The organism is Aestuariibius insulae (assembly GCF_040783535.2).
Classification (GTDB): Bacteria; Pseudomonadota; Alphaproteobacteria; order Rhodobacterales; family Rhodobacteraceae; genus Aestuariibius; species Aestuariibius insulae.
The window spans coordinates 176,549-202,138 of sequence record NZ_JBFONW020000005.1 but is presented as its reverse complement, the minus strand read 5'-3'; the positions used below and the strand labels follow the sequence as shown (position 1 = coordinate 202,138).

General features: G+C 63.7%; 26 protein-coding genes. 11 read left to right on the top strand and 15 right to left on the bottom strand.

Annotated features, from left to right (window positions below; all coding sequences use genetic code 11):
- Nucleotides 1-39: 39 nt before the first annotated feature.
- Both AAD018_RS14835 and AAD018_RS14830 read right to left on the bottom strand, forming a co-directional pair.
- Nucleotides 40-1,341 (bottom strand): HlyD family type I secretion periplasmic adaptor subunit, encoded by a 1,302-nt coding sequence (locus tag AAD018_RS14835; RefSeq protein WP_367315390.1) that lies wholly within the window; start codon nucleotides 1,339-1,341, stop codon nucleotides 40-42.
- Nucleotides 1,338-3,080 carry a type I secretion system permease/ATPase gene (locus AAD018_RS14830; protein ID WP_367315391.1) on the bottom strand — a complete coding sequence of 581 codons (1,743 nt, stop codon included), beginning with the start codon at nucleotides 3,078-3,080 and terminating at the stop codon, nucleotides 1,338-1,340. Before AAD018_RS14830 ends, AAD018_RS14835 begins: the two co-directional genes overlap by 4 nt.
- A gap of 206 nt (nucleotides 3,081-3,286) precedes the next feature.
- Here AAD018_RS14830 and AAD018_RS14825 point away from each other — a divergent pair, with 206 nt between their 5' ends.
- Nucleotides 3,287-3,727: a hypothetical protein gene (locus AAD018_RS14825; protein WP_367315392.1), complete on the top strand. Its 441-nt coding sequence runs from the start codon at nucleotides 3,287-3,289 to the stop codon at nucleotides 3,725-3,727.
- Between the two features lie 9 nt (nucleotides 3,728-3,736).
- On the opposite strand, the gene AAD018_RS14820 is transcribed toward AAD018_RS14825, so the two are convergent.
- Entirely contained in the window at nucleotides 3,737-5,962 is a 2,226-nt protein-coding gene (locus AAD018_RS14820) for a transglycosylase domain-containing protein (protein ID WP_367315393.1), read from the bottom strand.
- A 276-nt stretch (nucleotides 5,963-6,238) separates the two neighbouring features.
- Here AAD018_RS14820 and AAD018_RS14815 point away from each other — a divergent pair, with 276 nt between their 5' ends.
- Both AAD018_RS14815 and AAD018_RS14810 read left to right on the top strand, forming a co-directional pair.
- Complete coding sequence (locus AAD018_RS14815) at nucleotides 6,239-6,577, top strand: P-II family nitrogen regulator (RefSeq protein ID WP_367315394.1); 339 nt, start codon at nucleotides 6,239-6,241, stop codon at nucleotides 6,575-6,577.
- A gap of 29 nt (nucleotides 6,578-6,606) precedes the next feature.
- The gene (locus AAD018_RS14810; RefSeq protein ID WP_367315395.1) at nucleotides 6,607-7,986 is read left to right on the top strand and encodes an ammonium transporter; all 1,380 of its coding nucleotides are present in this window, start codon (nucleotides 6,607-6,609) and stop codon (nucleotides 7,984-7,986) included.
- Between the two features lie 60 nt (nucleotides 7,987-8,046).
- On the opposite strand, the gene AAD018_RS14805 is transcribed toward AAD018_RS14810, so the two are convergent.
- The 4 genes from AAD018_RS14805 to AAD018_RS14790 form a co-directional block, all read right to left on the bottom strand.
- Nucleotides 8,047-9,228 (bottom strand): amino acid aminotransferase, encoded by a 1,182-nt coding sequence (locus AAD018_RS14805; protein ID WP_367315396.1) that lies wholly within the window; start codon nucleotides 9,226-9,228, stop codon nucleotides 8,047-8,049.
- The gene (gene sseA, locus AAD018_RS14800) at nucleotides 9,228-10,085 is read right to left on the bottom strand and encodes a 3-mercaptopyruvate sulfurtransferase (protein ID WP_367315397.1); all 858 of its coding nucleotides are present in this window, start codon (nucleotides 10,083-10,085) and stop codon (nucleotides 9,228-9,230) included. Before sseA ends, AAD018_RS14805 begins: the two co-directional genes overlap by 1 nt.
- Nucleotides 10,086-10,154: 69 nt before the next feature.
- Nucleotides 10,155-10,631, bottom strand: coding sequence for an SsrA-binding protein SmpB (smpB, locus tag AAD018_RS14795; RefSeq protein ID WP_367315398.1), 477 nt, complete (start codon nucleotides 10,629-10,631; stop codon nucleotides 10,155-10,157).
- 110 nt (nucleotides 10,632-10,741) lie between these two features.
- On the bottom strand, nucleotides 10,742-11,593 hold the full coding sequence (locus AAD018_RS14790; RefSeq protein ID WP_367315399.1) for a LysR family transcriptional regulator: 852 nt from the start codon (nucleotides 11,591-11,593) through the stop codon (nucleotides 10,742-10,744).
- A 96-nt stretch (nucleotides 11,594-11,689) separates the two neighbouring features.
- Between AAD018_RS14790 and AAD018_RS14785 the strand changes: the two genes are divergently transcribed.
- Nucleotides 11,690-11,854, top strand: coding sequence for a hypothetical protein (locus AAD018_RS14785; RefSeq protein ID WP_367315400.1), 165 nt, complete (start codon nucleotides 11,690-11,692; stop codon nucleotides 11,852-11,854).
- Nucleotides 11,855-11,864: 10 nt separating this feature from the next.
- Here AAD018_RS14785 and AAD018_RS14780 read toward each other — a convergent pair whose 3' ends face one another.
- A complete protein-coding gene (locus AAD018_RS14780) occupies nucleotides 11,865-12,896 on the bottom strand; it encodes an NAD(P)/FAD-dependent oxidoreductase (protein WP_367315401.1) in 1,032 nt (343 codons plus the stop codon).
- 52 nt (nucleotides 12,897-12,948) lie between these two features.
- Between AAD018_RS14780 and mnmD the strand changes: the two genes are divergently transcribed.
- The gene (mnmD, locus tag AAD018_RS14775; protein WP_367315402.1) at nucleotides 12,949-13,605 is read left to right on the top strand and encodes a tRNA (5-methylaminomethyl-2-thiouridine)(34)-methyltransferase MnmD; all 657 of its coding nucleotides are present in this window, start codon (nucleotides 12,949-12,951) and stop codon (nucleotides 13,603-13,605) included.
- Nucleotides 13,602-14,465: a DMT family transporter gene (locus tag AAD018_RS14770; RefSeq protein ID WP_367315403.1), complete on the top strand. Its 864-nt coding sequence runs from the start codon at nucleotides 13,602-13,604 to the stop codon at nucleotides 14,463-14,465. Before mnmD ends, AAD018_RS14770 begins: the two co-directional genes overlap by 4 nt.
- On the opposite strand, the gene AAD018_RS14765 is transcribed toward AAD018_RS14770, so the two are convergent.
- Nucleotides 14,431-16,599: a lytic transglycosylase domain-containing protein gene (locus AAD018_RS14765; protein ID WP_367315404.1), complete on the bottom strand. Its 2,169-nt coding sequence runs from the start codon at nucleotides 16,597-16,599 to the stop codon at nucleotides 14,431-14,433. The two genes, AAD018_RS14770 and AAD018_RS14765, sit on opposite strands and share 35 nt — an antisense overlap.
- A gap of 140 nt (nucleotides 16,600-16,739) precedes the next feature.
- Here AAD018_RS14765 and dapA point away from each other — a divergent pair, with 140 nt between their 5' ends.
- The 4 genes from dapA to AAD018_RS14745 all read left to right on the top strand — a co-directional run bounded on the left by dapA (nucleotide 16,740) and on the right by AAD018_RS14745 (nucleotide 20,530).
- Nucleotides 16,740-17,609 carry a 4-hydroxy-tetrahydrodipicolinate synthase gene (gene dapA / locus AAD018_RS14760; RefSeq protein WP_367315405.1) on the top strand — a complete coding sequence of 290 codons (870 nt, stop codon included), beginning with the start codon at nucleotides 16,740-16,742 and terminating at the stop codon, nucleotides 17,607-17,609.
- A 12-nt stretch (nucleotides 17,610-17,621) separates the two neighbouring features.
- Nucleotides 17,622-18,023: a VOC family protein gene (locus AAD018_RS14755; protein ID WP_367315406.1), complete on the top strand. Its 402-nt coding sequence runs from the start codon at nucleotides 17,622-17,624 to the stop codon at nucleotides 18,021-18,023.
- Nucleotides 18,016-19,668: a thiamine pyrophosphate-binding protein gene (locus AAD018_RS14750; RefSeq protein WP_367315407.1), complete on the top strand. Its 1,653-nt coding sequence runs from the start codon at nucleotides 18,016-18,018 to the stop codon at nucleotides 19,666-19,668. The genes AAD018_RS14755 and AAD018_RS14750 overlap by 8 nt, the downstream gene beginning before the upstream one ends.
- A gap of 94 nt (nucleotides 19,669-19,762) precedes the next feature.
- Nucleotides 19,763-20,530, top strand: coding sequence for a hypothetical protein (locus tag AAD018_RS14745; RefSeq protein WP_367315408.1), 768 nt, complete (start codon nucleotides 19,763-19,765; stop codon nucleotides 20,528-20,530).
- Here AAD018_RS14745 and cobO read toward each other — a convergent pair.
- Nucleotides 20,527-21,135 (bottom strand): cob(I)yrinic acid a,c-diamide adenosyltransferase, encoded by a 609-nt coding sequence (cobO, locus tag AAD018_RS14740; protein ID WP_367315409.1) that lies wholly within the window; start codon nucleotides 21,133-21,135, stop codon nucleotides 20,527-20,529. The two genes, AAD018_RS14745 and cobO, sit on opposite strands and share 4 nt — an antisense overlap.
- Nucleotides 21,136-21,420: 285 nt before the next feature.
- Between cobO and AAD018_RS14735 the strand changes: the two genes are divergently transcribed.
- Nucleotides 21,421-21,717 carry a hypothetical protein gene (locus AAD018_RS14735; protein WP_367315410.1) on the top strand — a complete coding sequence of 99 codons (297 nt, stop codon included), beginning with the start codon at nucleotides 21,421-21,423 and terminating at the stop codon, nucleotides 21,715-21,717.
- 3 nt (nucleotides 21,718-21,720) lie between these two features.
- Here the strand turns inward: AAD018_RS14735 and AAD018_RS14730 are convergent, their stop codons facing one another.
- The 5 genes from AAD018_RS14730 to AAD018_RS14710 form a co-directional block, all read right to left on the bottom strand.
- Nucleotides 21,721-22,254: a hypothetical protein gene (locus tag AAD018_RS14730; RefSeq protein WP_367315411.1), complete on the bottom strand. Its 534-nt coding sequence runs from the start codon at nucleotides 22,252-22,254 to the stop codon at nucleotides 21,721-21,723.
- A 144-nt stretch (nucleotides 22,255-22,398) separates the two neighbouring features.
- Complete coding sequence (locus AAD018_RS14725) at nucleotides 22,399-23,106, bottom strand: LrgB family protein (protein WP_367315412.1); 708 nt, start codon at nucleotides 23,104-23,106, stop codon at nucleotides 22,399-22,401.
- Nucleotides 23,103-23,441, bottom strand: coding sequence for a CidA/LrgA family protein (locus AAD018_RS14720; protein ID WP_367315413.1), 339 nt, complete (start codon nucleotides 23,439-23,441; stop codon nucleotides 23,103-23,105). Before AAD018_RS14720 ends, AAD018_RS14725 begins: the two co-directional genes overlap by 4 nt.
- A 99-nt stretch (nucleotides 23,442-23,540) precedes the next feature.
- On the bottom strand, nucleotides 23,541-24,797 hold the full coding sequence (locus tag AAD018_RS14715) for an NADH:flavin oxidoreductase/NADH oxidase family protein (RefSeq protein ID WP_367315414.1): 1,257 nt from the start codon (nucleotides 24,795-24,797) through the stop codon (nucleotides 23,541-23,543).
- Between the two features lie 74 nt (nucleotides 24,798-24,871).
- Nucleotides 24,872-25,327 (bottom strand): hypothetical protein, encoded by a 456-nt coding sequence (locus AAD018_RS14710; protein WP_412005285.1) that lies wholly within the window; start codon nucleotides 25,325-25,327, stop codon nucleotides 24,872-24,874.
- Between the last annotated feature and the right edge of the window lie 263 nt (nucleotides 25,328-25,590).

The following is a 25,590-nucleotide window of genomic DNA, read 5'->3' as shown; positions in this document are numbered from 1 at the left end:
GGGGAGCCTCCGTTGGTTCGGAGCGACGCTAGACCGGTTTCAGCTCTCGCGGAAGGCCTTGGCGAAATAGTCACTCAATGGTTTGACGAGATAGGCCATTGGCGAGCGATCATCGGTGCGGATGAAGCTTTCGACGGGCATGCCGGGGATCAGGGTCATGTCGGAGGGCAGTTTGGCGATCTCGCCTTCGGCCAGGACAATCTCGGCCCTGTAATAGGTCAGCTGAGAGCGGTCATCTTCGAAGGCATCGGCAGAGACGAGCACGACCTGGCCGTTGAGTTCCGGGCTGCGGCGTTGATCGAAGGCGGAAAAGCGCAGCACGACGTCCTGACCGACGAAGACCTGATCGATGTGATTGGGTTCGATCTGGGCCGCGATGACCAGCGGCCGGTCTTGCGGGATGACGTAAAGCAGCGGATCGGCGGGACGGATCACCGACCGGCGGGCGAAGACCTGCAGGCCGTAGACAATCCCCGCCACGGGGGAGCGGATATCGAGGCGGGAAAGCTGTTCGCGGAGCGAGCGGCGACGTTCGAGCAACTCAAGCTCGGAATATTGCAGATCGCGCAGGGTCGTGATCGCCTCTTCCCGGCGGGCGGTGCCGAGTTTGAGGATCTCGATATCGATTTCAGTCACGCGGCCCTCGGCCTGTGCCTTGGAAGCGGCCAGCTCGCCCGCGCGGCCTGACAGGCTCGCCTGTTCGCGTTGCAGCGATAGAACACGGCTGGCCTGAGCCAAGCCTCGGTCGAGGAGACTTTGCTGATCGGTCAGCTCTTTTTCGATATAGCCAAGCTGCGAGGTCAGGGCGATCTGCTGTGCTTCGATCCCTACAATCTGGTCGGCGATCTGGTCGCGGCGCTTGCCAAGCTGCTGAGTTTCCTTCTGGGTGGACGCACGGCGGGCCTCGAAGAGACGTTCCTGCCCTTCCATCAATTCGCGCGCCTGATCGCCGCCTTCGGCGAGGAGTGGGTCGAATTCGATTTCCTCCGCATCGTCGCGCTCTGCCTGGAGGCGGCCGCGGCGGGCCATAATCTCGAACAGTTGGTTTTCGACGATTGAGAGTTCGGATTGAAGAAGCGTCGGATCGAGCTGGATCAAGAGATCCCCCTCTTCCACGCGGTCGCCTTCATCGACGGTGATCGCTTGGACGACGCCGCCATCAGGGTGCTGAATCACCTGGCGGTTCTGGTCAACCTCGATCTGGCCGGTCGCGATGATCGCGCCCGAGATCTGCGCCATGACGGACCATGTGCCGAAGCCGCCGACGAGGATAATCAGAGCGATGAAGCCGATGGTCAGCGGGCGAGAGGCGGACCAGGTTTTGTCGGGTTGCGGGCTCATGTGACGCCTCCTTTGCGGACGCCGGCGGCGGCGATGTCTTTATGATTGGCAACCATTTCGCGCAGCACCTCTTCTTTCGGGCCGAAGGCCTTGCGCGCGCCGCCTTCGATGACGAGGAGCATTTCGCATTCCTGAATGGCGGCCGGGCGATGGGCCATGATGAGCACACTGCGGCCCGAGGCCTTGGTTGCTTTGATCGCGGCGTTCAACGCCTGCGATCCCTCATTGTCGAGGTTCGAATTCGGCTCGTCCAGAACGAGGATGACAGGGTCGCCATACATGGCCCGGGCCAGACCGATCCGCTGGATCTGACCGCCCGACAGCCGCCCGGAGGTCGTGCTGACGCGGGTATCGTAGCCTTCGGGGAGCTTGAGGATCATCTCGTGCGCGGCGGCGCGTTTGGCGGCTTGTACGACCATCTCGTCATCGGGTTCGAGCGACAGGCGCGCGATGTTTTCGGCGATCGTGCCATCAAAGAGTTGAAGCCGCTGGGGCAGGTAGCCGATATGGCGGCCAAGATTTTCGGGGTCGTACTGGTCGAGCGAGGCGCCATCGAGGCGGATCTTGCCGCCTGCGGGCTTCCAGACGCCGGTGAGCGCGCGGGCCAGCGTGGATTTGCCCGCGCCCGAGGTTCCGATGACGCCGATGGCAGTGCCCGGCTGGACCACGAAGGACAGCATGCGGAGCGAGGCCTGCTTTTCACCCGGGGGAATGACGGTGAGTTGCTGAACCTCAAGAAGCGCCTTGGGTTTCGGGAGCGCCGTCTTCGGCTTGGTATGGGGGATGCCGCCGAGCAGATCGGCGAGGCTTTCCCATCCCTTCGTGGCGCGCTGGACGACGGCCCATTGGCCGATCGCCAGCTCTACCGGAGCCAATGCGCGACCCATCATGATCGACGCGGCGATCATCGCCCCTGCCGAAAAGGCGCCTTGCGTTGTCAGCACGAGATAGGCGCCAAGACCCAGCATCGCCGATTGCAGGAACATGCGGAAGGATTTGGTCAGCGCGGTGAAGGTGCCCGAGACATCGACCGAATCGATTGTGGAGCTGAGGCTTTTGTCGCGGGCAATGCGCCAGCGGCGATAGGCGGCTTCAGTCATGCCCATGGAGCTGACCATCTCGGCCTCGTCGCGGAACTGCTGGCCGAGATTTTCGGTCTGGTGCACAGCGACATTTGCCTCGAGCACAGGCTTTTTCGTGGTGGTCTGGTTCACCAGCGTGATGATGATCAGGAGGACCCCGCCTACAACGGCCAGAAGGCCCAGAAGCGGGTGAAAGACAAAAATCCCAAGGAGAAAGATCGGGGTCCAGGGGATGTCGAAGAACGCCATCAGGACAGGGGAGGTCATGAGCCGCTGCACCGCTTCGAGATCGCGCTGGCCGGTGTTGCGCCCCTCGGGCACGCCGAGCGAGGCATGCTGCATCGTCGCCGAAAAGACCCGTTGGTCGAGGCGGGACTGGAAGCGGGCCCCGGCGCGGGCCATGACGCGGCCGCGCACGTAATCCATGATACCCATCATGCCGTAGAGGAACGCGACGAGGACAGTCAGGGCGATCAGTGTTTCGATCGAGCGGGATCCGAGGACACGATCATAGACATTGAGCATGTAGATCGGGCCGGTCAGCATCAGCAGATTCGCGAAGAAGCTGAAGATCCCCACGGCCCAATAGAGCTTGCGGCTTTCGCGCAAGGCATCCCTGAGTTCGGCCTTGCCAGGCTGACTAACCTGTTTGTTCATGCCCGTCCCTGTATCTTTCGATGCGCCGCTAGCTAATCCATTCGCCCAAGCGAAGATAGATGCGGCAGCGCCCGAGATATCCGAGAAGTGTTTACGTTTCTTGAGTCTGTAAAATGCGTGATGAATAAACATGCTTTACTGTCGCGGCTTCCCCAGCGGACCGTCTGATTATACAAATTTTTCGAGACCATAGGGTAGAGAACAGGATGAACATACTCAAAAGCGGAGCTTTCACGGCTTTTGGGGTGACTTTCGCTCATGCCGTAGCGGCAGGGCCGTTCGATGGTGTCTATAGGCAGAGCGCGGAGGCCGACTGCACTGCGATCGGGGTCGAAGGCGGAGCGCTGAAGATCGAAGGCGGGGTCTTCACCGGGGTCGACAATTCGTGCCGGATGGAGCGGCCGGTTTCCATCGTCGATATGGATGCCAAGATCTACGACATGGTTTGCACGGGCGAAGGGTCCGACTGGCAGGCACGGGCCATCGTAATGCGGGCAGCCGATGGCGGCATCGTTATGATGTGGGACGGGTACGCGTTCAAATACGAGGCCTGTCCGGCGGCGGTGCCGGACGAGGAAGACGAAGAGGCCGGGGCAAAACCTGCCTTTGCGATCGAACCGCCAGAGGGCGATGCACCGGACGGTTGATCGAGACGGTCAATTCCCTCGGATCAGATCCTCGAGCATATCGATCAGGACACGCTCCACCTCTTCTTCGGCGGTGCGGCTGGGTTGCCTGCGAGTGCCGCCAAATCCGTCGCTTTCGGCACCGACATAGGTCGAGCTGCCCTGCGACTGGGTTTGCGCCGGAGCCGTATAGGCTGGCGCGGCCGGGCCCTGCATCGGAAGCGGCGTCGGCGGCAGGTCCTGGTGCACGCCGATCATCGCCTCGCGCCAGATATCGGCCGGAAGACCCCCACCTGTGACGCCGGTGAGTGGGGTATTGTTGTCGTATCCCATCCAGACACCGGCAACGTAGTCCGCTGTGAAGCCGATGAACCACGCATCCCGGGCGGCCTGGGTCGTGCCGGTTTTGCCCGCAGCCTCGCGGCCGGGCAGGCGCGCGCGCTGGCCGGTGCCTTCCTCGACGACCTTGTGCATCATCCAGACAAGTTGTTCTGCCGCGTCGCGCTGGATCACACGCTCCCCGATCCCGCCGGAGCTGTTGTCCATCAGCGGTTCGCTTTCACCCTGAAGGCGAAGCTGGATCAGACCATAGGGCGTCACGGACGAGCCGCCGTTAAGGATGCCGGCATAGGCGCCCGTCATCTCGAGAAGGGTCGATTCCGAGGCGCCAAGGGCTAGGGCGGGACCGAGCGCCAAATCGCTTTCGATGCCGAACATGCTGGCGACGGTGCGGGTCGTCTCGCGGCCGACCTTTTCGGACAGGCGCACGGCGGGGATGTTGAGGCTGTCGCGCAGGGCATGGGTCAGCGTGACAGGGCCGCGGAACTTGCGGTCGTAGTTCTGCGGGGTCCACGGACCGGAGCCGGGGATATTCAGCGTCAGGGGCGAATCGTCGAGGATATCATCGGGGGACAGCCCCAGATCGAGCGCGGCCGCGTAGATGAAGGGCTTGAACGCCGATCCGGGCTGGCGGTTGGCCATCGTCGCGCGATTAAAGGCCCCTGCGACCGTCGTGTCGCGTCCGCCAACCATTGCGCGCACGGCGCCGTCCGCGCTCATCACGACGATGGCGGCCTGCGCTTCGGAGCCGGGTTTGAGCTTTTCCTCAAAGATACGCTTCATCGCGTCCTCGGCTGCCTTTTGCATGGCCTGATCGAGGGTGGTCTGGATAATGACATCCTCGGTCGTGTCGCGGGTGAAGAATTCGGGGCCGCTTTCCATGACCCAATCGGCGAAGTAGCCGCCTGCCCGCCGCTCGGCGGCTTTGGAGAGGGTGGCAGGGTTGGTTCGCGCGATCTGGGCCTGATCGTTGGACAGATAGCCCTGGTCGTTCATCAGACCGATGACGATGCTGGCCCGGTCGCGGGAGCGTTCGAGGTTGTTGGTCGGCGCATAGGTCGTCGGCGCCTTGAGAAGACCGGCGAGCATCGCGGCCTCGGCGGCGCCAACCTCGGACGCGGATTTGCCGAAATAGCGCTGGGCCGCAGCTTCAAACCCTCGGGTGCCCGCGCCGAGATAGGCGCGGTTAAGGTAGATCGTCAGGACCTCGTTCTTGGTGTAGCGCACCTCCATCGCCATCGCGTAGACGGCTTCCTTGGCCTTGCGCCAGAGCGTGGTGCGGCGGCAGTCGGCCTCGTAGGCGGCTTCGCTTTCCCAGGCATCGGGGTCGTAGGGGTCGCCGAGGCAGAGCAGCTTTGCCGTCTGCTGGGTAATGGTCGAGCCGCCATTGCCCGAAAGGGGGCCGCGCCCGGCGCGCAGATTGATCTTGATCGCCGAGGCGATGCCGCGCGGATCGATGCCCGGATGCAGGTAGAAGCGCTTGTCCTCTGTGGCGACGACGGCGTGCTTGAGATGGGGAGAGACGCTTTCTGCGGTAACGATGCCGCCGAACTGGTCGCCGCGCCAGGCGAAGACGTCGCCTTCGCGGTCGAGCAACGTCACCGAGCCGCGAGCCCGGCCATCGACCAGAGCGGTCGCTTCGGGGAGGGTGGTGGCGTAATAGCCGACGGCCATCGCGATGAGCAGGCTGACGATGACGCCGCCGCGCCAGGTCAGACCCCAGATAATCCGCAGAACGAACCGCAGAAGATCGCCGAATGCACCGAGGATCTTGGCAAAGAGGCCGTTGCGCTGGCGCGCGGGCTTTCGGCGAGAGGCGCTTTTGCGCCGCGACTTAGGCTTGGCGGCTGTCTTCGCAGACCGCTGGGTCCGTTTGTCCGCAACGAGAGGCGCCCGTGACTTGCCGTTTCGACTCATGCTCTGCCCTTACCCTGTGCCGGGATTTGTTTTGCCGCCCAAGATAGTCACTCGCGCCGCAAAAGTAGAGAGCATCCGGTGCCGCGTTGCGAATTTATTCCACGCCTAATTAATAAGCGCTTGAGATCATTTGTGCAAAAATTGTGCATATGAGCGCTTGAGCGGCGTCGCCTAAGCCGCTCCGTCTCTTGCCGCAGCCGCGCTCGCTGCGCCTTGTGCAACACGAGCGGGCCGCCGGGATGACCGGCCACCGCGCGTAACTGCAAGGGGAAGATCGTGAAACTCATCATTGCGACGATCAAGCCGTTCAAGCTCGAGGAGGTCCGCGAAGCGCTGACCGGAATCGGGGTGAAAGGCATGATGGTAACGGAAATCAAGGGCTTTGGAGCGCAGTCGGGTCACACCGAGATCTATCGCGGCGCCGAATATGCCGTGAATTTCGTGCCGAAGGTGAAGCTGGAAATCGTCGTTGCCGCGGCGATGGCCGATCAGGTTGTGGCGACGATCGCATCGACCGCCAAGACCGAGAAGATCGGCGACGGAAAGATCTTTGTCCTGGACGTGGAAAGCGCCGTCAGGGTGCGGACCGGGGAAACCAACGAGGACGCGCTCTAGCGCGCTGTGGGATGAGGGAAACACATTCAATGACATATCTAAAGACACTCGCCCCGGCGGTTGCGCTGATCGCGCTTCCCAGCCTCGGGCTGGCGCAGGATGACGGTCCCGCCGCTGGCGTGAACGCCTCGACCGACAGCGTCTTCATCTTCAACTCGCTGCTCTTTTTGATCGGCGGTTTCCTCGTGTTCTGGATGGCGGCCGGTTTCGCCATGCTCGAGGCCGGACTTGTCCGGTCCAAGAACGTGACGATGCAGCTGACCAAGAACATCTCGCTCTTTTCGCTGGCGGCGATCGCCTACTATCTCGTCGGCTATAACCTGATGTACCCGCTGGGAAGCTGGTCCATCGGATCGGACGAGACGGGCGGCTATCTTGGCATCCTGTTCTCCACCGCCAAGCTGGAAGCCGTGGGCATCGCGGCCGAAGCGGCCGACGATTACGGCTATGCCTCGACCGGATCGGACTTCTTCTTTCAGCTAATGTTCTGCGCCACGACGGCGTCGATCGTCTCGGGCACGTTGGCCGAGCGCATCAAGCTGTGGCCGTTCCTGATCTTCGTCGTCGTTCTGACCGCGTTCATCTACCCGATCCAGGCCTCCTGGAAGTGGGGTGGCGGTTTCCTCGACAGCCAGTATGGGTTCCTCGACTTCGCGGGCTCGACGGTCGTGCACTCGGTTGGCGGCTGGGCTGCTCTGATGGGCGCCATTATCCTTGGACCGCGCATCGGGAAATACGCAAAGGACGGGCGTGTCGTGCCGTTCCTTGGCTCGAATCTGCCGTTGGCGACGCTGGGCACGTTCATCCTGTGGCTTGGCTGGTTCGGCTTCAATGGCGGCTCGCAGCTGGCCATGGGCACGGTCGGAGACGTGGCTGACGTCAGCCGGATCTTCGCCAACACCAACACGGCGGCAGCAGGCGGCGCGGTTGCAGCGCTAATTCTGACGCAGCTGATGTATGGCAAGGTCGATCTGACGATGGTGCTGAACGGTGCGCTGGCCGGTCTGGTCTCGATCACGGCTGAGCCTCTGACGCCGTCGCTGGGCGCGGCTACGCTGATCGGTGCCGTCGGCGGCGTGATCGTGGTGCTGACGGTTCCGCTTCTGGACAAGCTGAAGATCGATGATGTGGTGGGCGCCATTCCGGTGCACCTCTTCGCGGGGATCTGGGGCACGATGGCGGTTCTGCTGACAAACGCTCAGAGTGAGACCAACCCTGATGGCGCGACTTTCATGGGGCAGCTTTTGTCGATCCTGATCGTGGCCGCCTTCGTGATAGTCACCAGCGGGATCATCTGGTTCATCCTGAAGGTCACGATGGGGATCCGCGTCAGCGAGGAGCACGAGGTCACCGGTCTCGACAGCTCGGAGCTGGGGATGGAAGCCTATCCGGAATTCGCCAAGGGCTAAGCCCCGCGCGATAAGGAAGACCGACCCGGGCGTTTTGCGGCGCCCGGGTTTTTCTTTGGCTCAAACGGTTGTCTCGGCGATGGCGCGGGCGACGCGGGGGATGGTCTCGTCCGTCAGGCCCGAGACATTCATCCGGCCATCCCCGATCAGGTAGATACCGTGATCCTCGCGCAGGGCGCGGATCGCCTCTGGCTCGAGAGGCAGGCGAGAGAACATGCCATTCTGCGACGCGATCCGGTCGAAGCGGTCCGAATTGGTGAGGCGCCGAAGCTCTGCCGTGAATGTGTCGCGCAGGGTGCGAATGCGGGTGCGCATGGCGGTCAGTTCGGCTTCCCACTCGGCCTTGAGAACCGGGTCGGCCAGCACGGTGCTGACCAGACGCCCGGCATGGTCGGGCGGGAAGGAGAAGGCGTTGCGATTGAGCAAGGTGAGCTGGCTTTGCAGTGTGGTGCGGTCGGCATCATTCGCGGCGAGCGCGAGCAGCAGCCCGGCGCGGTCGCGATAGAGGCCAAACGTCTTCGAGCAGCTGATGCAGAGCAGCATCTCGGGCAGGGTTTTGGCCAGATGGCGAAGGCCGGCGGCATCCTCGGTCAGGCCGGTGCCGAAGCCTTGATAGGCCAGATCGATGAGAGGGACAGCGCCAGTTTGGGACAGGATCTCGGCGATCCGGGTCCAGTCCTCGGGCGCCGGATCGATGCCGGTCGGGTTGTGGCAGCAGCCGTGGAGCAGGACGACATCGCCGCGCGGGATGCTCGCCAGATCCTCGAAGAACGCGTCGCGGTCGAGCTCTCCTTCCGGCGCGGCGTAGCGGTAGGTGCGGGTGGGCCGCTGGAGGTAATCCAGTACGGCCATATGATTGGGCCAGGAAGGATCGGGCAGCCAAACGGTGGCGTCCGGTGCGGTTCGGGCGATCAATTCGTAGGCCTGACGTAGCGCGCCCGACCCGCCGGGGGTTCCGGCAAAGGCGATGCGGTCCGCGCTCGCGGCGTCGCCAAGGGTCAGCTTGCGCAGGGCGTCGGCGAAGGCCGGATCGCCGGTGAGGGCGGTATAGGCCTTGGTCTCTTGCGTCTCTGCGAGGTGCTGTTCGGCCTTGCGGACCGCTGACATCACCGGGGTGGCGCCCTCGGAGTCGCGGTAGATACCGACGCCCAGATCGACCTTGCCCGGGCGGGTGTCGCCCCGAAAGGCCAGCATCAGGGCGATGATCGGGTCCTCCTGACCGGCGGGAAGGCCGTGGAACATCAGGCTGAGCCGGTGGCGATCGGAAGATCGGGGAAGGCGCCCCATTCGGTCCAGGACCCGTCGTAGAGGGCGTGATCCTCCTTCCCGATCCGCGCCAAAGCGAGCGACAGGATGGCGGCGGTGATACCCGATCCGCAGGTGGTGATGGCCGGTTTGCCTAGATCGACATTCGCCGCCTCGAAGGCTTTCCGAAGGGCGTCGGGGCCGCGCAACGTGCCGTCCTCGTTCAGGAGGGTCTTGTAGAAGAGGTTCTTGGATCCAGGGATATGGCCGGAGCGCATACCGGGGCGCGGCTCGTCTGCCGTTCCATCAAAGCGGGCCGGGGCGCGGGCGTCGATTATCTCGTGATCGCCGAGCTTGGAGGCGCGCGCGACTTGCGTGACGTCCCGGACCAGCAGGTTCTGGCGGCTGACGGTCATGTGGCGGTCGCGGATAACGGGGGGCAGATCTTCGAGCGGGCGACCCTCGTCTTGCCATTTGGGAAGGCCGCCATCGAGCACGGCGACGTCCTTTTTGCCCATCAGCTTGAAGAGCCACCAGACCCGCGGCGCCGAGAAGATCCCGGTGCTGTCATAAATCACGATCTGATGGCCATCGCCGACGCCCATGGCGCGCATGCGGGACATGAACTTGTCCACCGGCGGCACCATATGCGGCAGGTCCGAGCGGTGATCGCTGATCTCGTCGATATCGAAAAAGCGGGCGCCGGGGATATGGGCCGCCTCGTATTCCGCCTTGGCGTCGCGACCGCTATCCGGCATGTGCCAGCTGGCATCGAGGATCCTGAGGTCGGGATCCTTCAGGTGATCTGCAAGCCAGGCGGTTGAGACAAGGGTGGCGGGATCATCGGCGGACATGGCAAGCCTTTGGTTCGTGGATGCTGCCGGTGGTAATGGGCAGTTGCGGCTCTGGCAAGCGGGGAAGCGTCAACCCTGCTTGAGCAGGCGAGCCTTCTGGCGCTGCCAGTCGCGCTTGGCCGAGGTATCGCGCTTGTCCTGGGTCTTCTTGCCTTTGGCGACGCCGATCTTGACCTTTACCAGACCGCGATCGTTGAAATACATCACAAGAGGCACGAGCGTCATGCCTTGCCGCTGGGTCGAATTCCAAAGCTTCGAGAGCTCTTTTCTGGAGACGAGAAGCTTGCGGCGGCGGCGTTCCTCGTCATGGCCCCATGTGCCGGCCTGCGCGTAAGGGGCGATATAGGCGTTGACGAGCCAGAGTTCGCCGTCCTCGACGGCGGCATAGCTGTCGGCGATGTTCGACTGGCCGGTGCGCAGCGCCTTCACTTCGGAGCCCATCAGCATGATGCCGCATTCAAGGTCATCCTCGATCGCGTAATCGTAGCGGGCCCGCCGGTTTTCGGCGATCACCTTGTAGTTCTTGTTATCGTCCTTCTTGGCCATCGGGGGGAGATAGGCAGTTCGGTGGCCGCTGTCGAGGGGCCGGAGGGGGCGACTGCGTCTTGCTGCGCTGCGACGACACCCGCCCGCCCGGCCTTCGCGGTGCGCCGGTGTTAGATGTCGGTCTTGAGCCAGCTGGTAAAAGCCTTGAGAGCCGGAGAAGGCTCGCCGGCACGGGTCACGAGGAAATAGCCCGCGCCCTCGTCTTCGAACTCTCCCAACGCCACGAGCGCGCCCGAGGCCAGGTCGGCATCGACATTGGCGCGGGTCTGGGCGGTCAGGCCGTGCCCGGCCCGGACGGCTGAGAGAACGAGCGCGTTACTGTCGAGATGCTCGATCCGCGTGCCTTCGGTGACGAGGCCGTGGCTGATCGCCCATTTGCGATGCTCGAAGCCGCGTTCGACGAAGTACCAGCAGCAGGCAGGCAGCGTATTGATCTTTGTGAAGGTTGGGCTGGCCACGACGACGAAGGTCGCAGGAGCCAGTTTCTCCGCCTGCAAGCCGGGCCAGGCGCCAGACCCATAGCGGATCGCCAGGTCGGCCTCGCCGCCCGCGATATCGGCGAGCCGGTTGGCCGGTTTGAGCGCGATCTCGACCTCGGGATGAGCGGCCCAGAAGCTGCCGAGCCGGGGCATCAGCCAGTTTTCGGCGAAGGTCGGGGTCGTGGCGACAGTCAGGGGGCGGCCTGCGATCTCCCCGCGCAGAGCCTCGATCCCGGCGGCGATGCGATCGAAACCGTCGGCGAGCGCTGACCCGAGGATCTGTCCTGCGGCTGTCGGAATCACGCCCTTTCCTGTCCGGTCCAGAAGCGGAACGCCAAACTCAGCCTCTAAAGCGCGCAGATGCTGCGAGATGGCGGCATGGGTTACGTTGAGCGATCTGGCCGCCTCGGACAGCGATCCGGTCCGCGCAGCTCCATCGAACGCGCGCAGGGAAGCGAGGGAGGGGATGGTCTTCCAGTCCATTGGTGTAAGTCCAACTTACAAGGTTGAGATATTGCTGACTGGGTTTGATTATAGGGGAAAGGTATCTCTGATGTCAGTCACAAAAGGAGAGCTGACATGTTGGGATTACTGAATGAGACGTTCCGTTCGGCCCTTCGGCAGGACCGCCATCTTCCCTTCGAAGAGAAGCGGCGGCGGACATCCTCTGCGGAGGAGCGTCGACGCCTAATGGCGATCGTGGACCGGCAGGGCGAGTGGTACTGGTGGAGAAGTGGGCGCTAGAGCCCTGACACTAGAGGTTGTCGGTGACGCGAAACCCGGCGGGGATGCGGTCATGGCCGTCGAGGATAAGATCGGCCATGACCTCTCCGATCAAGGGGGCCATGCCAAAGCCGATCTTGAAGCCTCCGTTTGCGATATAGGTGCCCTCGCGGGCGGGATGGGGGCCGAGCATAGGGGCGCGGCTGCGGGCGCGCGGGCGTAGGCCGGCCCAGCGGGCGATCACCGGGGCTGCGGCGAGGGCCGGGACGGCCGCCTTGGCGCGGTCAATGAGCGCGTCGAGCTGGGCGTTGGTGGAGAGGTCGTCGAATTCCCGCTCTGTGGTGGAGCCGATGGCGGTTGTGCCATCGGTATGCGGGATGATGTGGAGCGTGTCCGCGAAAAGCTGCGGCGCGCCTGCCGCGTCGTGATCGAGGAGGGCGGCTTGGCCCTTGATCGGCGTGCCGACGGTGCGGTTCAGTTGGTGTGACAAATCGGTGAGGCCTGATGCGCCAGTGGCCCAGACTTCGATGGGGGCCTCAGGCGCGTGGGTTTGGATCAATCCACCAAAGGTCTCGACCGCTTTGGCCAGCGCCTGCGTTGCCCGGCGCGGATGCAGGTGGGCGGAGAGCGTGTCGCGGATCCAGAGGCTGGTCGGGCTAACGGGGGCGAAGGGGCCGGGATCGGAGGTGATCTCCCATGTGGCATTGTCCTGCCAAAGGTCGCGAGCGGTTTGTGCACGGCGGCGGGCGAGGGCGAGCGCGTCATCATCCGGGATGGGCCGGAGGCGGCCTGATCGCAGGTAGCCGGTCTCAAGTCCGGTTCGATCCGTGACGTCGGCCCAATACTCTTCTGCCATCAGAAGGCTCTCGAGCTGAAACGCCTTCTTGGGATTCCAGTTTTCAGGCACGTGCGGTGCGAGCGCGCCGACGATCCCGCCGCTGGCGCCGGAGGCGATGCCGTTCGGGTCGACGACCGTCACGAGTGCGCCTCGGCGCAGGCAGGCATAGGCGACCGAGAGGCCGAAGATACCCGCGCCGCGCACGGTGAGATCGGCAATTGTCATCGCGGGGCGGCCTCGTCATTGTCGCGTTGAGACCCGCTTAGGATATCCCGCCATGACAGGCCAGATCGCGTGGACGGACGGCACGCCTCTCTCGGTGCGCTTTGACGATCCGTATTATTCGCTGCAGGACGGGCTTGCCGAGAGCGAGCATGTGTTCCTGCATGGCAACCGGATCGAGGAGAGGCTAGATGGCCCGCTTCGCGTGGCGGAGCTGGGATTCGGAACGGGGCTGAGTTTTCTGGCGCTGTGGCGCCTTTGGGAGGCGGGGCCGAAGCAGCCGCTTAGCTTTACGTCGTTCGAGCTGGCGCTGCCGAGCCCCGAGGACATGCGCCGAGCCCTGGGGCGGTTTCCGGAACTTGAAGCGTTGGTAGGACAGCTATTGGCGGAACCGCTCGGGGCCGGAGCGCGCGAAGTGGCGCTGGGGCTGGTGCTGGAGATTATCGGAGGGGACGCGCGGACGACTTTGCCCCACTGGGGCGGGCACGCGGATGCCTGGTTCCTCGACGGGTTTTCACCGGCGAAGAACCCGGAGCTGTGGGAGCCGGATCTGATGGCGGAGGTCGGGCGGCATACGGCCAAGGGCGGAACCTTTGCGACCTATACCGCCGCCGGGCATGTGCGGCGGGCGCTGGAGGATGCAGGGTTCGAGGTCAGCCGTGTGCCGGGTTACGGGCGCAAGCGGCATATGAGCATCGGGCGACTGGGATGAGCGGCACGCGGTTTGGCATCGCCTTGATGGTGCTGACGACCTTTGTCTTTGCGGTTCAGGACGGGATTTCGCGGCATCTGGCGGGCGAGTATAACGTACTGATGATCGTGATGATCCGGTACTGGTTCTTTGCCTCTTTCGTTATGGCGATCGCGGCACGGCGGGAAGGATCGATCCGGGAGGCGGCGCGGACCCGTCAGCCAGTCCTGCAGGCGTTTCGGGGCATTCTGCTGGCTGCTGAGATCTGCGTGATGGTACTCGCCTTTACCATTCTGGGGCTGGTGGAGAGCCATGCGATCTTTATCTGCTATCCCCTTTTGGTCGCGGCCCTTTCCGGGCCGGTCCTGGGGGAGCGGGTCGGCTGGCGGCGGTGGGTGGCGATCGGCGTGGGCTTTGTCGGCGTGCTGGTCATACTGCAGCCCGGGGCGGGGGTATTTGCGGTCGAGGCGATCATTCCGCTTATCTCTGCGCTGATGTTTGCGCTTTACGGTTTGCTGACGCGTTATGCGGCGCGCCAGGACACAACGGCAACCAGCTTTTTCTGGACGGGGACGACCGGGGCGGTTGCGATGACGCTGGTGGGCGTTTGGGCATGGGAGCCGATGACGCTGCCCGATTGGGGCTGGATGGCCGCGCTTTGTGTGACCGGCGTGACCGGGCACTGGCTGCTGATCCGCTGCTATGAGGTGGCCGAGGCGAGCGCGGTGCAGCCCTTTGCCTATTTTCAGCTGGTCTTTGGGGCTGTCATTGGAGTGAGCGTTTTCAACGAGGTCATCGCGCCGAATGTCGCGATCGGCGCGATGATTGTTGTAGGAGCGGGCCTTTTTACTCTGTGGCGGGAGCGTCCTCGGGTGAGTTAGGCCGGATCTCGAATGCGGGAGTGGGTCCCTGAGTGGAGACGGAGCCCTGCACCGTCGGCCGTGCCTGGGGCCGGAACGTCTCGAGCCCGCGATCCTGCTCTGCCACGAGCACATCGACATCCCGCGCGGATGGCCGCGCAGTCGGGCGGGTAATCGGTTTGATCCCCTTGATGAGTTGCTCGAAATCGACCGGGTTTACCCGGCCTGTCAGTCGCGCCTCGTAGACCGGCATGCTTTCGGTCACGCGCATGACGTAGTTGCGGGTTTCGCGGAAAGGAATGTGTTCGATCCAGTCGACGGCATCCACGTCGTCAAGCCGGGGGTCGCCGAACGTATCCGTCCAGCGCAAGGGACGGCCGGGTCCGGCATTGTACCCTGCGGCAATCATTGCAGGCGTATTGCCCATCCGGCCTTTCAGCCATTCGAGATAGGCGATCCCGAGCCGGGCATTATAGGGAGGATCGGTTGTCAGTTTGGCCTTGAGATAAGGCTCCCCCAACCAGCCCGAAACCTCACGCGCAGTAGCGGGCATAAGCTGCATGAGGCCCTGTGCGCCAACGGGCGAAGAAACCACAGGATCGAATTCGCTTTCACGGCGCGCGATAGCGAGCGCGAGCGATTGCGGAACGTTCATATCTTCTTCAGCAAGGGGGTGAAGCGGAAAGTAGATCTCCGGCAGGACAATGCCGCGTTCGGCGGCGCGTTTGCCGACGCGAACAGCAATATGGGAGGCTCCGCGTTCGGTCAGGAGATGACCAAGCTGGCCCAGACCGGTCCGGTCCAGATCATCGGAGAGGCGCAGGAAGAACACCTCAGCCATGGAGCGGCGACCGGCCTCTTCCAACCACATGGCAACCTTGGCAACATCGGTCTGGGCCCAATCTGCCGCGCGCCAATCGCCGAACCGCTCGGTTCCGGCAAGCGCTTGATCGGCGGGCAGGTTCGCCCTCTGGGCAGCAAGCAAGCCGTAGAACGCGGTCTGGTATTGACCGGCGCGGCGGTAGGCGATCTGGGCAGCGTTGACCGCCCCGATCTCGTCAAGGGCGCGGCCTTGCCAGTAGCCTGCGCGTCCGATGGAGATCGGCGTTCTAGCGGTGCGATCAAGATTGGAGAAGTGCCGGTAGGCCGTGATCGGATCATCCATTTTGCGCAAAGCGAGGTAGCCGGACAACCATTCCAGATCGGTGAAGGCGATGCCGCTTTCGGTGAAGTGGTTAGAGGCTAGAATATAAGCCAGATCGTCTTCGCCTGATCGCATCGCAGCACGCGCGATTTGCCTGCGCTGGTTGGACCACGCCTGCGGCTGGCCGAGCTTTTCCGCGCTGGTCGAATGGGCGGCCAAAAGCTCAATCGCGTCGTCGGTGAGGCCCTTGGCCATGCGCCAGCGAAAGCGTTCGTAGGCAAGGCCAGGATGATCGGCGAGCTCCTCTGGGACATCCTCAATCAAAGCGTCGAGATTACCGGAGTTGCGGCGCAGCGCGATGCGGGCCTTGGCAAGTGCCTGCCAATCTTCGTCCAGCCGAGAAATCAGACGCTGGGCATCGGTGATCCGGCCACGCCAGAGCATGTTGTCGACGCGGGTTTCGTGATGGGGCGCAAGGATCGCACCGTTCTCGCGCAGCATCCTGTCATAGACCGCATCGGTCAGCGGCATGGTCTGCCAGGCTTTGATCAGGAGCGCTTCTGCCTCGCTTGGGCGGTCCGTTGCACGATAGGCATCGGCCAGCCTCAGAACGCCGATCCCGGTCTGGGGTTCGGTCTCTCCGATAAAATCCAGCACGTCCTGCGCCGCGATGCTGCGCGGCATCTTCTTTTCGCCTTCCGCGCGGATCCGGTCCATCTGAGGCCAGCCTGGGTTGGCGCGGATAAAGCTGGCGTAATCCTGGAAGCGGCCGCCGCCGTCGCGAAGGAGCCGCCATGTGACAAAGGTCGCGCCTTCGGGACCTGCGCCAGAAGCGACGGTTCGGGCCGTCGTCCAGTCACCTGATGCCATCTCGCGCAACGCGAGGTTGATGAAGTCGGCGGGCGTCTGTTCGACGACCGTCTCTTCTGTTTCCCCAGTCTGGCCGTCCTGTGCGAAGGACGGAAATGTGATGGAAAGGCCCGCTGCGCAGGCGATGGCGAATCTGAGCATCGTGTCGATATCCCGTTTCGGTTGCCGCGATGGTATCCGAGGCTGTCCGTCAGACAACTCACAAACTTGGCAAAGGTTCGGATCCGGCCTAGGTTCGCGCCGATTTGGCCACTCTAGCAGTTTCTCTAAAGGAAAGCCCAATGTTTTCAGGATCGATGCCCGCCCTCGTCACTCCGTTCAAGGACGGCGCGCTCGACCTCAAAACGCTTGGAGAGCTGGTCGAGTGGCAGATTGCCGCCGGAAGCACCGGTCTGGTGCCCGTCGGCACCACCGGAGAGAGCCCGACGCTGAGCCATCAGGAGCACGATAAGGTTGTTGCCGCCGTGATCGAGGCGGCTGCAGGTCGCGTACCGGTGATTGCAGGCGCCGGGTCGAACAATACAGACGAGGCGGTGCGTCTGGTCGAGGCGGCCAAGAGCGCCGGTGCCGCTGCCGCCCTGGTCGTGACGCCCTATTACAATCGCCCGACGCAGCGCGGGCTGATCGCCCATTTCGAAGCGGTGGCCGAGATCGGGGTGCCGATCATCATCTACAATATCCCGCCGCGTTCGGTCATCGACATGACGCCCGCCACGATGGGCGCCCTGGCGCGGCTGCCGAATATCATCGGCGTGAAGGACGCGACGGGGGACATCACCCGTGTTTCCAAGCAGCGGGCCACCTGCGGGACGGATTTCGTGCAGCTGAGCGGGGAGGATGCCTCTGCCCTCGGGTTCAACGCCCATGGCGGCGTTGGCTGTATTTCGGTGACGGCGAATGTCGCGCCGAAGCTGTGCGCGGAGTTTCATGCAGCGACGTTGAACGGCGATTACAAGGCGGCGCTGGATCTTCAGGATCGGTTGATGCCGCTGCATACAACGCTCTTTGCCGAGCCGGGGCTCTGTGGCGCGAAATATGCGCTGTCGCTGATGGGGCGCTGCAGCGACGAGGTTCGCAAGCCGCTTGTGCCGCTGGAGCAGGGCAGCCGGCTCGGGATCAAGGATGCGATGGCGGATCTGGGTCTCATCTGAAGGAGAGATGCTGTGCCGGAGCTGTCACGTCTTGATCATCTGGTTCTGACCGTCGGCGATATCGACCGGACCGTCGCCTTTTACGAGGGCGTTCTGGGGATGCGGGCCGAGACCTTCTATCCCGCCGATGGATCGACGCGGGTGGCGCTGGTCTTTGGCGCGCAGAAGATCAACCTTCATGCGGCGGGCCATGAGTTTGAGCCGAAAGCGATGGCTGCCCTGCCCGGCAGCGCGGATTTGTGTTTCCTGACAGAGGTTTCGCTGGAGGAGTGGCGGGCAGCCTTCGATGCGGCGGGTGTCGCGATCGAGGAGGGGCCCGTTCGCCGGACGGGCGCCACGGGGCCGATCCTGTCGCTTTATGTGCGGGATCCAGACGGCAATCTGATCGAGGTTTCGGTGGCGCTTGATGAGTGAGCGTCATGGCGGGCAGATCCTTGTCGATCACCTGAAGGCGTTCGGGGTCCGCCGCGTCTTTTGCGTGCCGGGAGAGAGCTTTCTGGCCGCTTTGGACGGGCTCTACGGCAGCGGGATCGAGACTGTCGTCTGCCGTCATGAAGGCGGGGCGGCGATGATGGCCGAGGCTCATGGCAAGCTGACGGGCGCGCCCGGTGTGGCCTTTGTCACAAGGGGTCCGGGGGCGTGCAACGCGTCGGCGGGTATCCACGTGGCGCGGCAGGATTCGACGCCGATGGTCCTGTTCGTCGGTCAGATCGCGCGGGGGCACCGGGACCGGGAGGCGTTTCAGGAGGTCGACTACCGCGCGATGTTCGCGCCTCTGGCGAAATGGGTGGCCGAGGTGGACGAGACCGAGCGGCTTCCGGAGTATATCGCCCGCGCCTGGCGTATCGCGACGAGCGGGCGACCCGGGCCGGTTGTCCTTGCGCTGCAGGAGGACGTTCTGAGCGGAGTTGTTGAGACCACCGATCGCCCGGTGCCGCCCGTCGATATACCGCCTGACTACCGGGGGGCTGCTGAGGGCATCACCGCCCGGCTTGCCGAGGCCGAGCGCCCGATGATCGTAGCCGGAGGACCGCTCTGGTCCGTTCAGGCTGCTGAGGATCTTGCTGCTTTCTCAGAGGCTTGGCAGATCCCCGTGGCGGTCGGATTTCGGCGGCAGGATTACCTCGACAACCGGCATCCGTGCTATGCGGGCGATCTGAATGTCGGGGTCAACCCGCGCCTTGGAGAGCGGATGCGACAGGCCGACCTGCTGCTGGTTCTGGGATCGCGGTTGGGCGATATCGAGACCGGCGGGTACGAGCGGCCAGATCCTTTGGAAGCGGGTCCGGCGATTCTGCATGTCCATGCAGATGCAGGGGAGGTCGGGCGGGTCTATGCGGCGGAGATGGCAATATCCGCGCCCGCACCGCCGGTGCTGGCGGCTTTGAGGGACTGTGCCGTGACGCGGCGGTGGGAGGCGTGGTGCGCCGAGGCGCGGAGCGACTACGAGCGTTGGATCACGCCGCAGGAAACGCCGGGTGCTGTGAAGCTGGAACGGATTGTTAACTGGCTGTCCGATACGCTGCCGGAAGAGGCGATCCTCACCAACGGGGCGGGAAACTATGCAGCGTGGCTTCACCGGTACTTTGTCTACAAACGGTTTGGAACGCAGCTTGCTCCGACAAGTGGGTCGATGGGCTATGGCTTTCCGGCGGCTATCGCGGCGGCGCTTGAACATCGCGGCAGGCCGGTTGTCTGTTTTGCGGGGGATGGGTGCTTTCAGATGACGCTGAACGAGACTTCGACCGCGGCGCAGTATGGGGTGGATGTCACTGTTATCGTTGTGAATAACGGGCGGTACGGGACGATCCGGATGCATCAGGAAAAGACCTATCCGGGGCGCGTCAGCGGGACCGAACTGGCCAATCCAGACTTTGCCGCCTTGGCGCGGGCTTATGGCGGGCAAGGCTGGGTTGTGGAGCGGACAGATGATTTTCCCGCGATTTATCAGGAAGTTGCAGATTGCTCTGGCTTGCGGATCATTGAGCTTAAGGTCGATCCCGAGGCGCTTTCGACGGGTCAAAGTCTGAGTGACGTTCGGGCGGCGGGTAAAGGTTAATGAATTTGCCGGTTTCGTTAATCGATTTTCTCGTCTTGCCAAACTTTTGCCGGTCTCTCGGGGTAGGTGAGCGCCAAACGAGGGGCTCTTTCTGATGCGACATCTGATTTTTTTCGCGATTATCGGCGCCGTAGTGTTCGGTCTTATCTGGGCGCAGCAGAACACTGACTTAATGCAGCGCGCGCAGACTGTTGCGGGGGTTGTCGACGAAAGCGGCGAACGGGTTGAACGACCCAGCCTTATGTCGCGCGTTCTTGGTATCTTCGAGCCGAAGGCCGAGGATCAGATGCTCGCGCCGCTGCCCGAGGTCGAGGGATGGACGCGTGTTGCGATCGCCGAGCCCTTTGCCGCGACCGATTTTGCCATGGATGGAACAACCGTTCCGAAGGAGGGGTGGCTGGACGCGGCGCCGGAGGATGTGGACCGCACGGCAGCTTTGGCCGATCAGGAAAAGAGGATCATGATGGCCTTGCGCAGCGGGGAGCATCGATCGGGAGCGGTCTATCGCTCTGGGGATGCGACGTTTTTCGTGATGGTGCGCCGCGATCCCAGGGACAAGGTCGAGTTGCACATGATCGGGACGGCGCCGCCTCCCGAAGTGGTGGACCGCCCGTCGAATTTCGTGGCGGTCGAACGGGAAGCTCCGGCACCGCTTGAGATCGGCGGAGCGCCGGTGGTCGAGGACAATGATCAGGTCGGCACGGGCGAGATCGGGATGATCCGCATGACCGTACCTTTCGGGGAAGGCGCGGTGCTGTCCCTTTGGGGCGCGGGGCCGCGGGACAGGGCCATCGAACTGATTGAAACATCAGGGATTTTGGACGACCCCGCCTTCGCGCTGCCGCCCGAGGACGGCGCCTAGAACTCCACGCCGATCTGCGCCTTGATGCCGGATCGGAACGGATGTTTGACCAGCTCCATCTCGGTGACGAGATCGGCGGCCTCGATCAAGTCCTCATGGGCATTGCGGCCGGTTAGAACGACATGCGTCATCGGGGGCTTTTCGTCCTTCAGGAAGGCGACCACCTCTGCGATGTCGAGATAGCCGTAGCGCAGGGCGATATTGACCTCATCCAGTAGGACCATGCGGTTGGTGTCGTCGGCGATCAGCTCTTTCGCCTTGGCCCAGGCGGCCTGCGCCATTTCGGTATCGCGGGTCTTGTCCTGGGTTTCCCAGGTGAAGCCTTCGCCCATAGTGTGAAACTGGCAAGCTTCTGAGAACTTGGAGAGAATCAGATCGCGTTCCCCGGTGGACATGCCGCCTTTGATGAACTGCACGACAGCGCAGGGCATGCCATGCGCGATGCAGCGGAAGATCATCCCGAAGGCGGCGGAGGACTTGCCTTTGCCCTTGCCGGTATGGACGATGATCAGGCCTTTCTCATCGGTTTTGGTGGCCATGATCTTATCGCGGGCGGCCTTTTTCTTGGCCATCTTGGCGGCGTGGCGGTCGGCGTCTTCGGTCATGGAAAGCTCCTGTCCTGAGAGGGGCAGGATAGGGGCTGTAGCGGAACGGGGGAAGGGATCTTGAGCGGCCCTGGGACCGGTTGGCGAATCGAAGGTTAACGGCGCCATTTGCCGGAAATCGGGGTTTCGGTATCCGGTCGGTATTGCGTCGGTATTTGGTCGGTGGATTTCACACAGGTATCGCAGTTACCAAAGCGCGCGGGCGCTTTAGGATCCAGTCTTGGAGGTTAAGCGATCGTTAACCCCTTTCCGCAATAGCTGGGCCACTTTTGTGGAGAGAGTGTCATGGCGCGTCCCCTTCCGGTTTTCGTTCTTCTTGGGCTTGGCCTTGCCGGGTGCAACACGGCCCCGGTCGGATTCGGTGGGATCGATCCGGTCGTGGTGGAGGTCGATGGCAGCACGTTCGAGGTGCGCCGGAAGGGCGACGCTGCCTCTTCAGTTCGCACGAATGTGGAGTTTGCCCGTCCGGCGACGATCCTGTCAAAGGCGGCTCAGGCGATCGGTCAGGCCACCGGGTGCGACGTGGTGCCCGGCAGCCTGACCGGAGATCAGGCAATACAGCGCGCGCGGCTGTCCTGCTAGACGTCAGCGCAGGCGGACGGTGATCGGATTGTAGCCGAAATCGTCGGTTTCGTTGTTCCGGCGCGCCTCGTTGACGGCGCCGATCACGATGGCTCCGACAAGACCTGCACCGGCAGCACTGGCCGAACGGGCCTGAGCCGTCAGATTGACGGGCTGCATGGTCACAGAGTTCGACTTCTCACCATGGACGCAGCGCACGAAGAGCGCGGGTGAATCCGGGCCATAGTCGGGAACAATGATATTGGCGGGCGTCGTGAAAGAGGCGGTGTAAACGCCAGAATCGAGGGTGCAGGGCACCCCGGTCAGCTCTCCGTTGCTGCCATCTTCGAGTTGCGCACGGGTGCGGACCTGAACGCTTTCCTGGCCGCGGAACCGCGGGACCGGACTGCCCTGCGCGCGGGCGCGGCCATAGACGTCGAGGCCGACGGCGGCGGACGGGTTCTTGGGCGTGACGGTGATTGGGGGTTGGGTGATTTCAGCACCTTCGCAGCCGGCCAGCACCAGCACGGCGGCGGCCGCTAAATAGGAGAGTTTCAAGTGAGTTATCCTTCCGTTGGCTCCGTGAAATTCCGGAGCCCGGCCCGGTTACCGGATCGAGAGGGCGGGTTTTAGGCGTGGGGCTTTACTCATTTGCTTTTACTTAAGTTTCTGCGGGCCTGTTGCCGTGCCGCAACCCTGTCGTCAGAGGAACAACCGCGCGACATAGGGGGCGATCAGGGCGGTCAGAAGGGCGTTCAGGCCCATGCCGATCCCGGCAAAGGCGCCGGCGGTTTCGTTGACCTGAAAGGCGCGGGCGGTGCCGATGCCGTGGGCGGCGACGCCGGTGGCAAAGCCGCGGGCGCGCCAGTCGGTGATCTTCATGGCGTTGAGCAGCGGCGTGACTGTGATGGCTCCGATAATACCGGTGAGGATCACGAGGACAGCGGTGAGGGTCGGGGAGCCGCCTATCTGTTCGGAGATGCCAAGCGCGACCGGAGCGGTCGTGGATTTGGGCGCGAGCGACAGCAGCGTTTCGGCGCGCAGGCCGAGGGCCCAGCCGATGCCGACGGCGCTGAGCATCGCGGTGAGCGAGCCCGCGACGAGGGCCGCCAGGATCGGCAGGGCAAGGCGTTTGACGTGGTGCAGGTTACCGTAGAGCGGGACGGCCAGAGCGATTGTGGCGGGGCCGAGCATGAAGTGGACAAACTGCGCGCCTTCGAAATAGGTCTCGTAATTCGTTCCGGTGACCGTCAGCAGCCCGGCCAGCAGCAGGACGGCGAGCAGGACCGGGTTCATCCACGGTTTGCGGCCCGAGGCGCGGAACATCCAGTCACCCGCAAGATAGGCGATGAGTGTCGCGGTCAGCCAGAGGAGCGGGCCTTCGGCGAGGTAGGACCAAATCTCGATCATCGGTCTTTGGCCAGAAGGCTGAAGGTGAGCGCCCCGACCGCGATGGCCAGGACGGTGCTGCCGAAGAGCGCTGCGGAAAGGGCGAGGCCTTGACCCGCGAGGCGGTCGAGATGGCCGATGATCCCGACGCCTGCGGGCACGAAGAGGAGCGACAGGTGGCTGAGCAGGCCGCTGGTGGTCGGCTGGACCTGCTTCGCGGTGCGGGGCCGGGCGATAAGGAGCGCGAGAAAGAGCGCCATGCCGAGGACCGGACCGGGGACGGGCAGGCCGGTGGCGCGGACAACGGCCTCTCCGGTCAGTTGCAGGACGAGGAGCAGCGCGACATGGGCGATCACGGGCGCGGGTCCGGGATCGGGCCGGGATGCGGATGCGTCAGACGGGTCATGGAGCGAGTTAACCGCATCGGGGCGCGAAAGACACGGGTTGCCTGCGGCCTAGCGGGACGTCTGCCGCCAGCGGCGGTAACGGCGGGTTCGGGTAAAGGCGTTCCGGCGTTCATCTAGCAAGGCGAGGATGGGGGACAGGCCCGGTTTGGGCGGACGGCCCTTTGCCATGCGTTCGATCTGGGCCTTGGCGGTCGCCATCGTGGCAAGGCTTGAGAGGGTGCGGATTTTCCAGTCGATCTGAGGGATTGTGACGTCGAGATTGCGGTTCGCCTTCCAGTCATTCGGCAGGTCCGGGTTGAAGGCCAGCGCGCGGGCAAGGCCGAGGACCGAGACGCCGAAGCCTGCCTCGTCCTTCATCAGCGCTTCGATTGCGGTGGCGCGGCGGGTGATGCCTCCGGTGACCATGATCGGCATCTGCGCGACCGAGGCGATGTCGCGGGCGAAATCGATGAAATAGGCCTCGCGGCGCAGAGTGCTGCTGGCATCGTCGGAGATGCCCTGCATCGCGGGGGTCTCGTAATTGCCGCCCGATAGCTCGACGAGGTCGATCTGCATAGTGTTGACCTGCTGGACCACCCATTTGGCGTCGTCGATGCCAAAGCCGCCCTTTTGGAAATCGGCGGAGTTCAGTTTGAAGGTGACGCAGAAGTCGGGCGCGACGCGGGCGCGGACGGCGGCGATCACGTCGAAGAGGAAGCGTGCGCGGTTTTCGAGCGGGCCGCCCCAGTCGTCGGTGCGGGTATTGGTCAGCGGAGAAAGGAATTGCGAGATGAGATAGCCGTGGGCGGCGTGGATCTGGACGCCGGTGAAGCCTGCTTCTTCGGCTTTGGCGGCGGCGTCGGCGAAGCGGGTGACGAGGGCCGGGATCTCGTCCGCCGTCAGCGCGCGGGGCTTGCCGAAGAGGGCAGAGAAACCGGGGATGGCAACGGCGACGTCGGAGGGGGAGACCGCCTCTTCGCGCATGTCGGCATAGACCTGGCGGCCCGGATGGTTGATCTGCATCCAGACCTGCGCGCCGTTCGACCGGGCGGCCTCGGCCCATTTGGCGAAGGGCGCGATGTCGCTGTCTGCCTCAAGGACGACGCCTCCGGGGCCGGTCAGGGCGGAGGGGTCGATCATGACGTTGCCGGTGATGAGCAGACCCGCGCCGCCTTGCGCCCAGCGTTCGTAAAGACGCTCGAGGCGTGAACCGGGGATCTGGCCGGGATCGGCGAGGTTCTCCTCCATTGCCGCTTTGGCGAGGCGGTTGGGCAGGCGGGTGCCGTTCGGAAGATCGAGCGGCTGGAAGAGGATGTCTTTGCTCATGGAGGCCCCCGGATTGCGGTCCCCGCCGGGGGTGGCGGAGATTGCGTGCAAGCGCAAGCCGGAGGGCCTTGGGATCAGCGGAAGGTGACGCGGATATCGTCGTAGGCGTAGGTGTCAGTCGAGGGGCTGACGATGGTTCCTACCAGCACGCCAAGGGCCGGTGTCGTCTCGAAGGTCGTGGCGCTGGCCCGCTCTTCGGCGGAGACATTGGTGACGCTGGTGGTTGTCGATGCCTGACGGGTGCCGTCGGAACAGGTGGCCGTGATGACCGGGGATTGCGCGCCGTAGTTCGGCACGACCACGCGGCCCGGCGTGGTGACGGTCGCCGAATAGGTATCTGTGCGCAGGGTGCAGGTGGCGCCGGTCAGCTCTGCCATGCGGTTGGCGCGATCGACGGCGCGGACGTTGATGACCGATTGCCCGCGAAACGGCGGCACGGTTGCGCCGCGGGCGCGATCGGTGCCGTAGACGTCTATTCCGACGGCGGCGTTCTGGTTGAAGGGAATCGCCTCGACTGCGGGAGTGGTCACTTCGAGGGGCGCACAGGCTGCGAGAAAAATACCGGCTGAACAAAGGGTCGCTAGGTGTTTCACACTATTTCTCCGTCTCAATGAGGTTTGGATCCGGGTCAGGTCCGGATGCAAAGCTGTTGACGTAAGGTCAGAGAGACAAGCGATAGCGGGGCACACGTTATCCGATAGCTCTGCGATCTTCCGCTCAACGAAAGAGAAAAACGGCCTGTTATCGCGGTGTTTCTTGCAGGCCACAGGGCCGGGGCAAGATCGGGCGCCGT

Coding starts and splice junctions, on each gene's coding strand:
- AAD018_RS14835 (WP_367315390.1), bottom strand. CDS start 1,341: ATGAGCCCGCAACCCGACAAAACCTGGTCCGCCTCTCGCCCGCTGACC.
- AAD018_RS14830 (WP_367315391.1), bottom strand. CDS start 3,080: ATGAACAAACAGGTTAGTCAGCCTGGCAAGGCCGAACTCAGGGATGCC.
- AAD018_RS14825 (WP_367315392.1), top strand. CDS start 3,287: ATGAACATACTCAAAAGCGGAGCTTTCACGGCTTTTGGGGTGACTTTC.
- AAD018_RS14820 (WP_367315393.1), bottom strand. CDS start 5,962: ATGAGTCGAAACGGCAAGTCACGGGCGCCTCTCGTTGCGGACAAACGG.
- AAD018_RS14810 (WP_367315395.1), top strand. CDS start 6,607: ATGACATATCTAAAGACACTCGCCCCGGCGGTTGCGCTGATCGCGCTT.
- AAD018_RS14805 (WP_367315396.1), bottom strand. CDS start 9,228: ATGTTCCACGGCCTTCCCGCCGGTCAGGAGGACCCGATCATCGCCCTG.
- sseA (WP_367315397.1), bottom strand. CDS start 10,085: ATGTCCGCCGATGATCCCGCCACCCTTGTCTCAACCGCCTGGCTTGCA.
- smpB (WP_367315398.1), bottom strand. CDS start 10,631: ATGGCCAAGAAGGACGATAACAAGAACTACAAGGTGATCGCCGAAAAC.
- AAD018_RS14790 (WP_367315399.1), bottom strand. CDS start 11,593: ATGGACTGGAAGACCATCCCCTCCCTCGCTTCCCTGCGCGCGTTCGAT.
- AAD018_RS14785 (WP_367315400.1), top strand. CDS start 11,690: ATGTTGGGATTACTGAATGAGACGTTCCGTTCGGCCCTTCGGCAGGAC.
- AAD018_RS14780 (WP_367315401.1), bottom strand. CDS start 12,896: ATGACAATTGCCGATCTCACCGTGCGCGGCGCGGGTATCTTCGGCCTC.
- mnmD (WP_367315402.1), top strand. CDS start 12,949: ATGACAGGCCAGATCGCGTGGACGGACGGCACGCCTCTCTCGGTGCGC.
- AAD018_RS14770 (WP_367315403.1), top strand. CDS start 13,602: ATGAGCGGCACGCGGTTTGGCATCGCCTTGATGGTGCTGACGACCTTT.
- AAD018_RS14765 (WP_367315404.1), bottom strand. CDS start 16,599: ATGCTCAGATTCGCCATCGCCTGCGCAGCGGGCCTTTCCATCACATTT.
- dapA (WP_367315405.1), top strand. CDS start 16,740: ATGTTTTCAGGATCGATGCCCGCCCTCGTCACTCCGTTCAAGGACGGC.
- AAD018_RS14750 (WP_367315407.1), top strand. CDS start 18,016: ATGAGTGAGCGTCATGGCGGGCAGATCCTTGTCGATCACCTGAAGGCG.
- AAD018_RS14745 (WP_367315408.1), top strand. CDS start 19,763: ATGCGACATCTGATTTTTTTCGCGATTATCGGCGCCGTAGTGTTCGGT.
- cobO (WP_367315409.1), bottom strand. CDS start 21,135: ATGACCGAAGACGCCGACCGCCACGCCGCCAAGATGGCCAAGAAAAAG.
- AAD018_RS14735 (WP_367315410.1), top strand. CDS start 21,421: ATGGCGCGTCCCCTTCCGGTTTTCGTTCTTCTTGGGCTTGGCCTTGCC.
- AAD018_RS14725 (WP_367315412.1), bottom strand. CDS start 23,106: ATGATCGAGATTTGGTCCTACCTCGCCGAAGGCCCGCTCCTCTGGCTG.
- AAD018_RS14715 (WP_367315414.1), bottom strand. CDS start 24,797: ATGAGCAAAGACATCCTCTTCCAGCCGCTCGATCTTCCGAACGGCACC.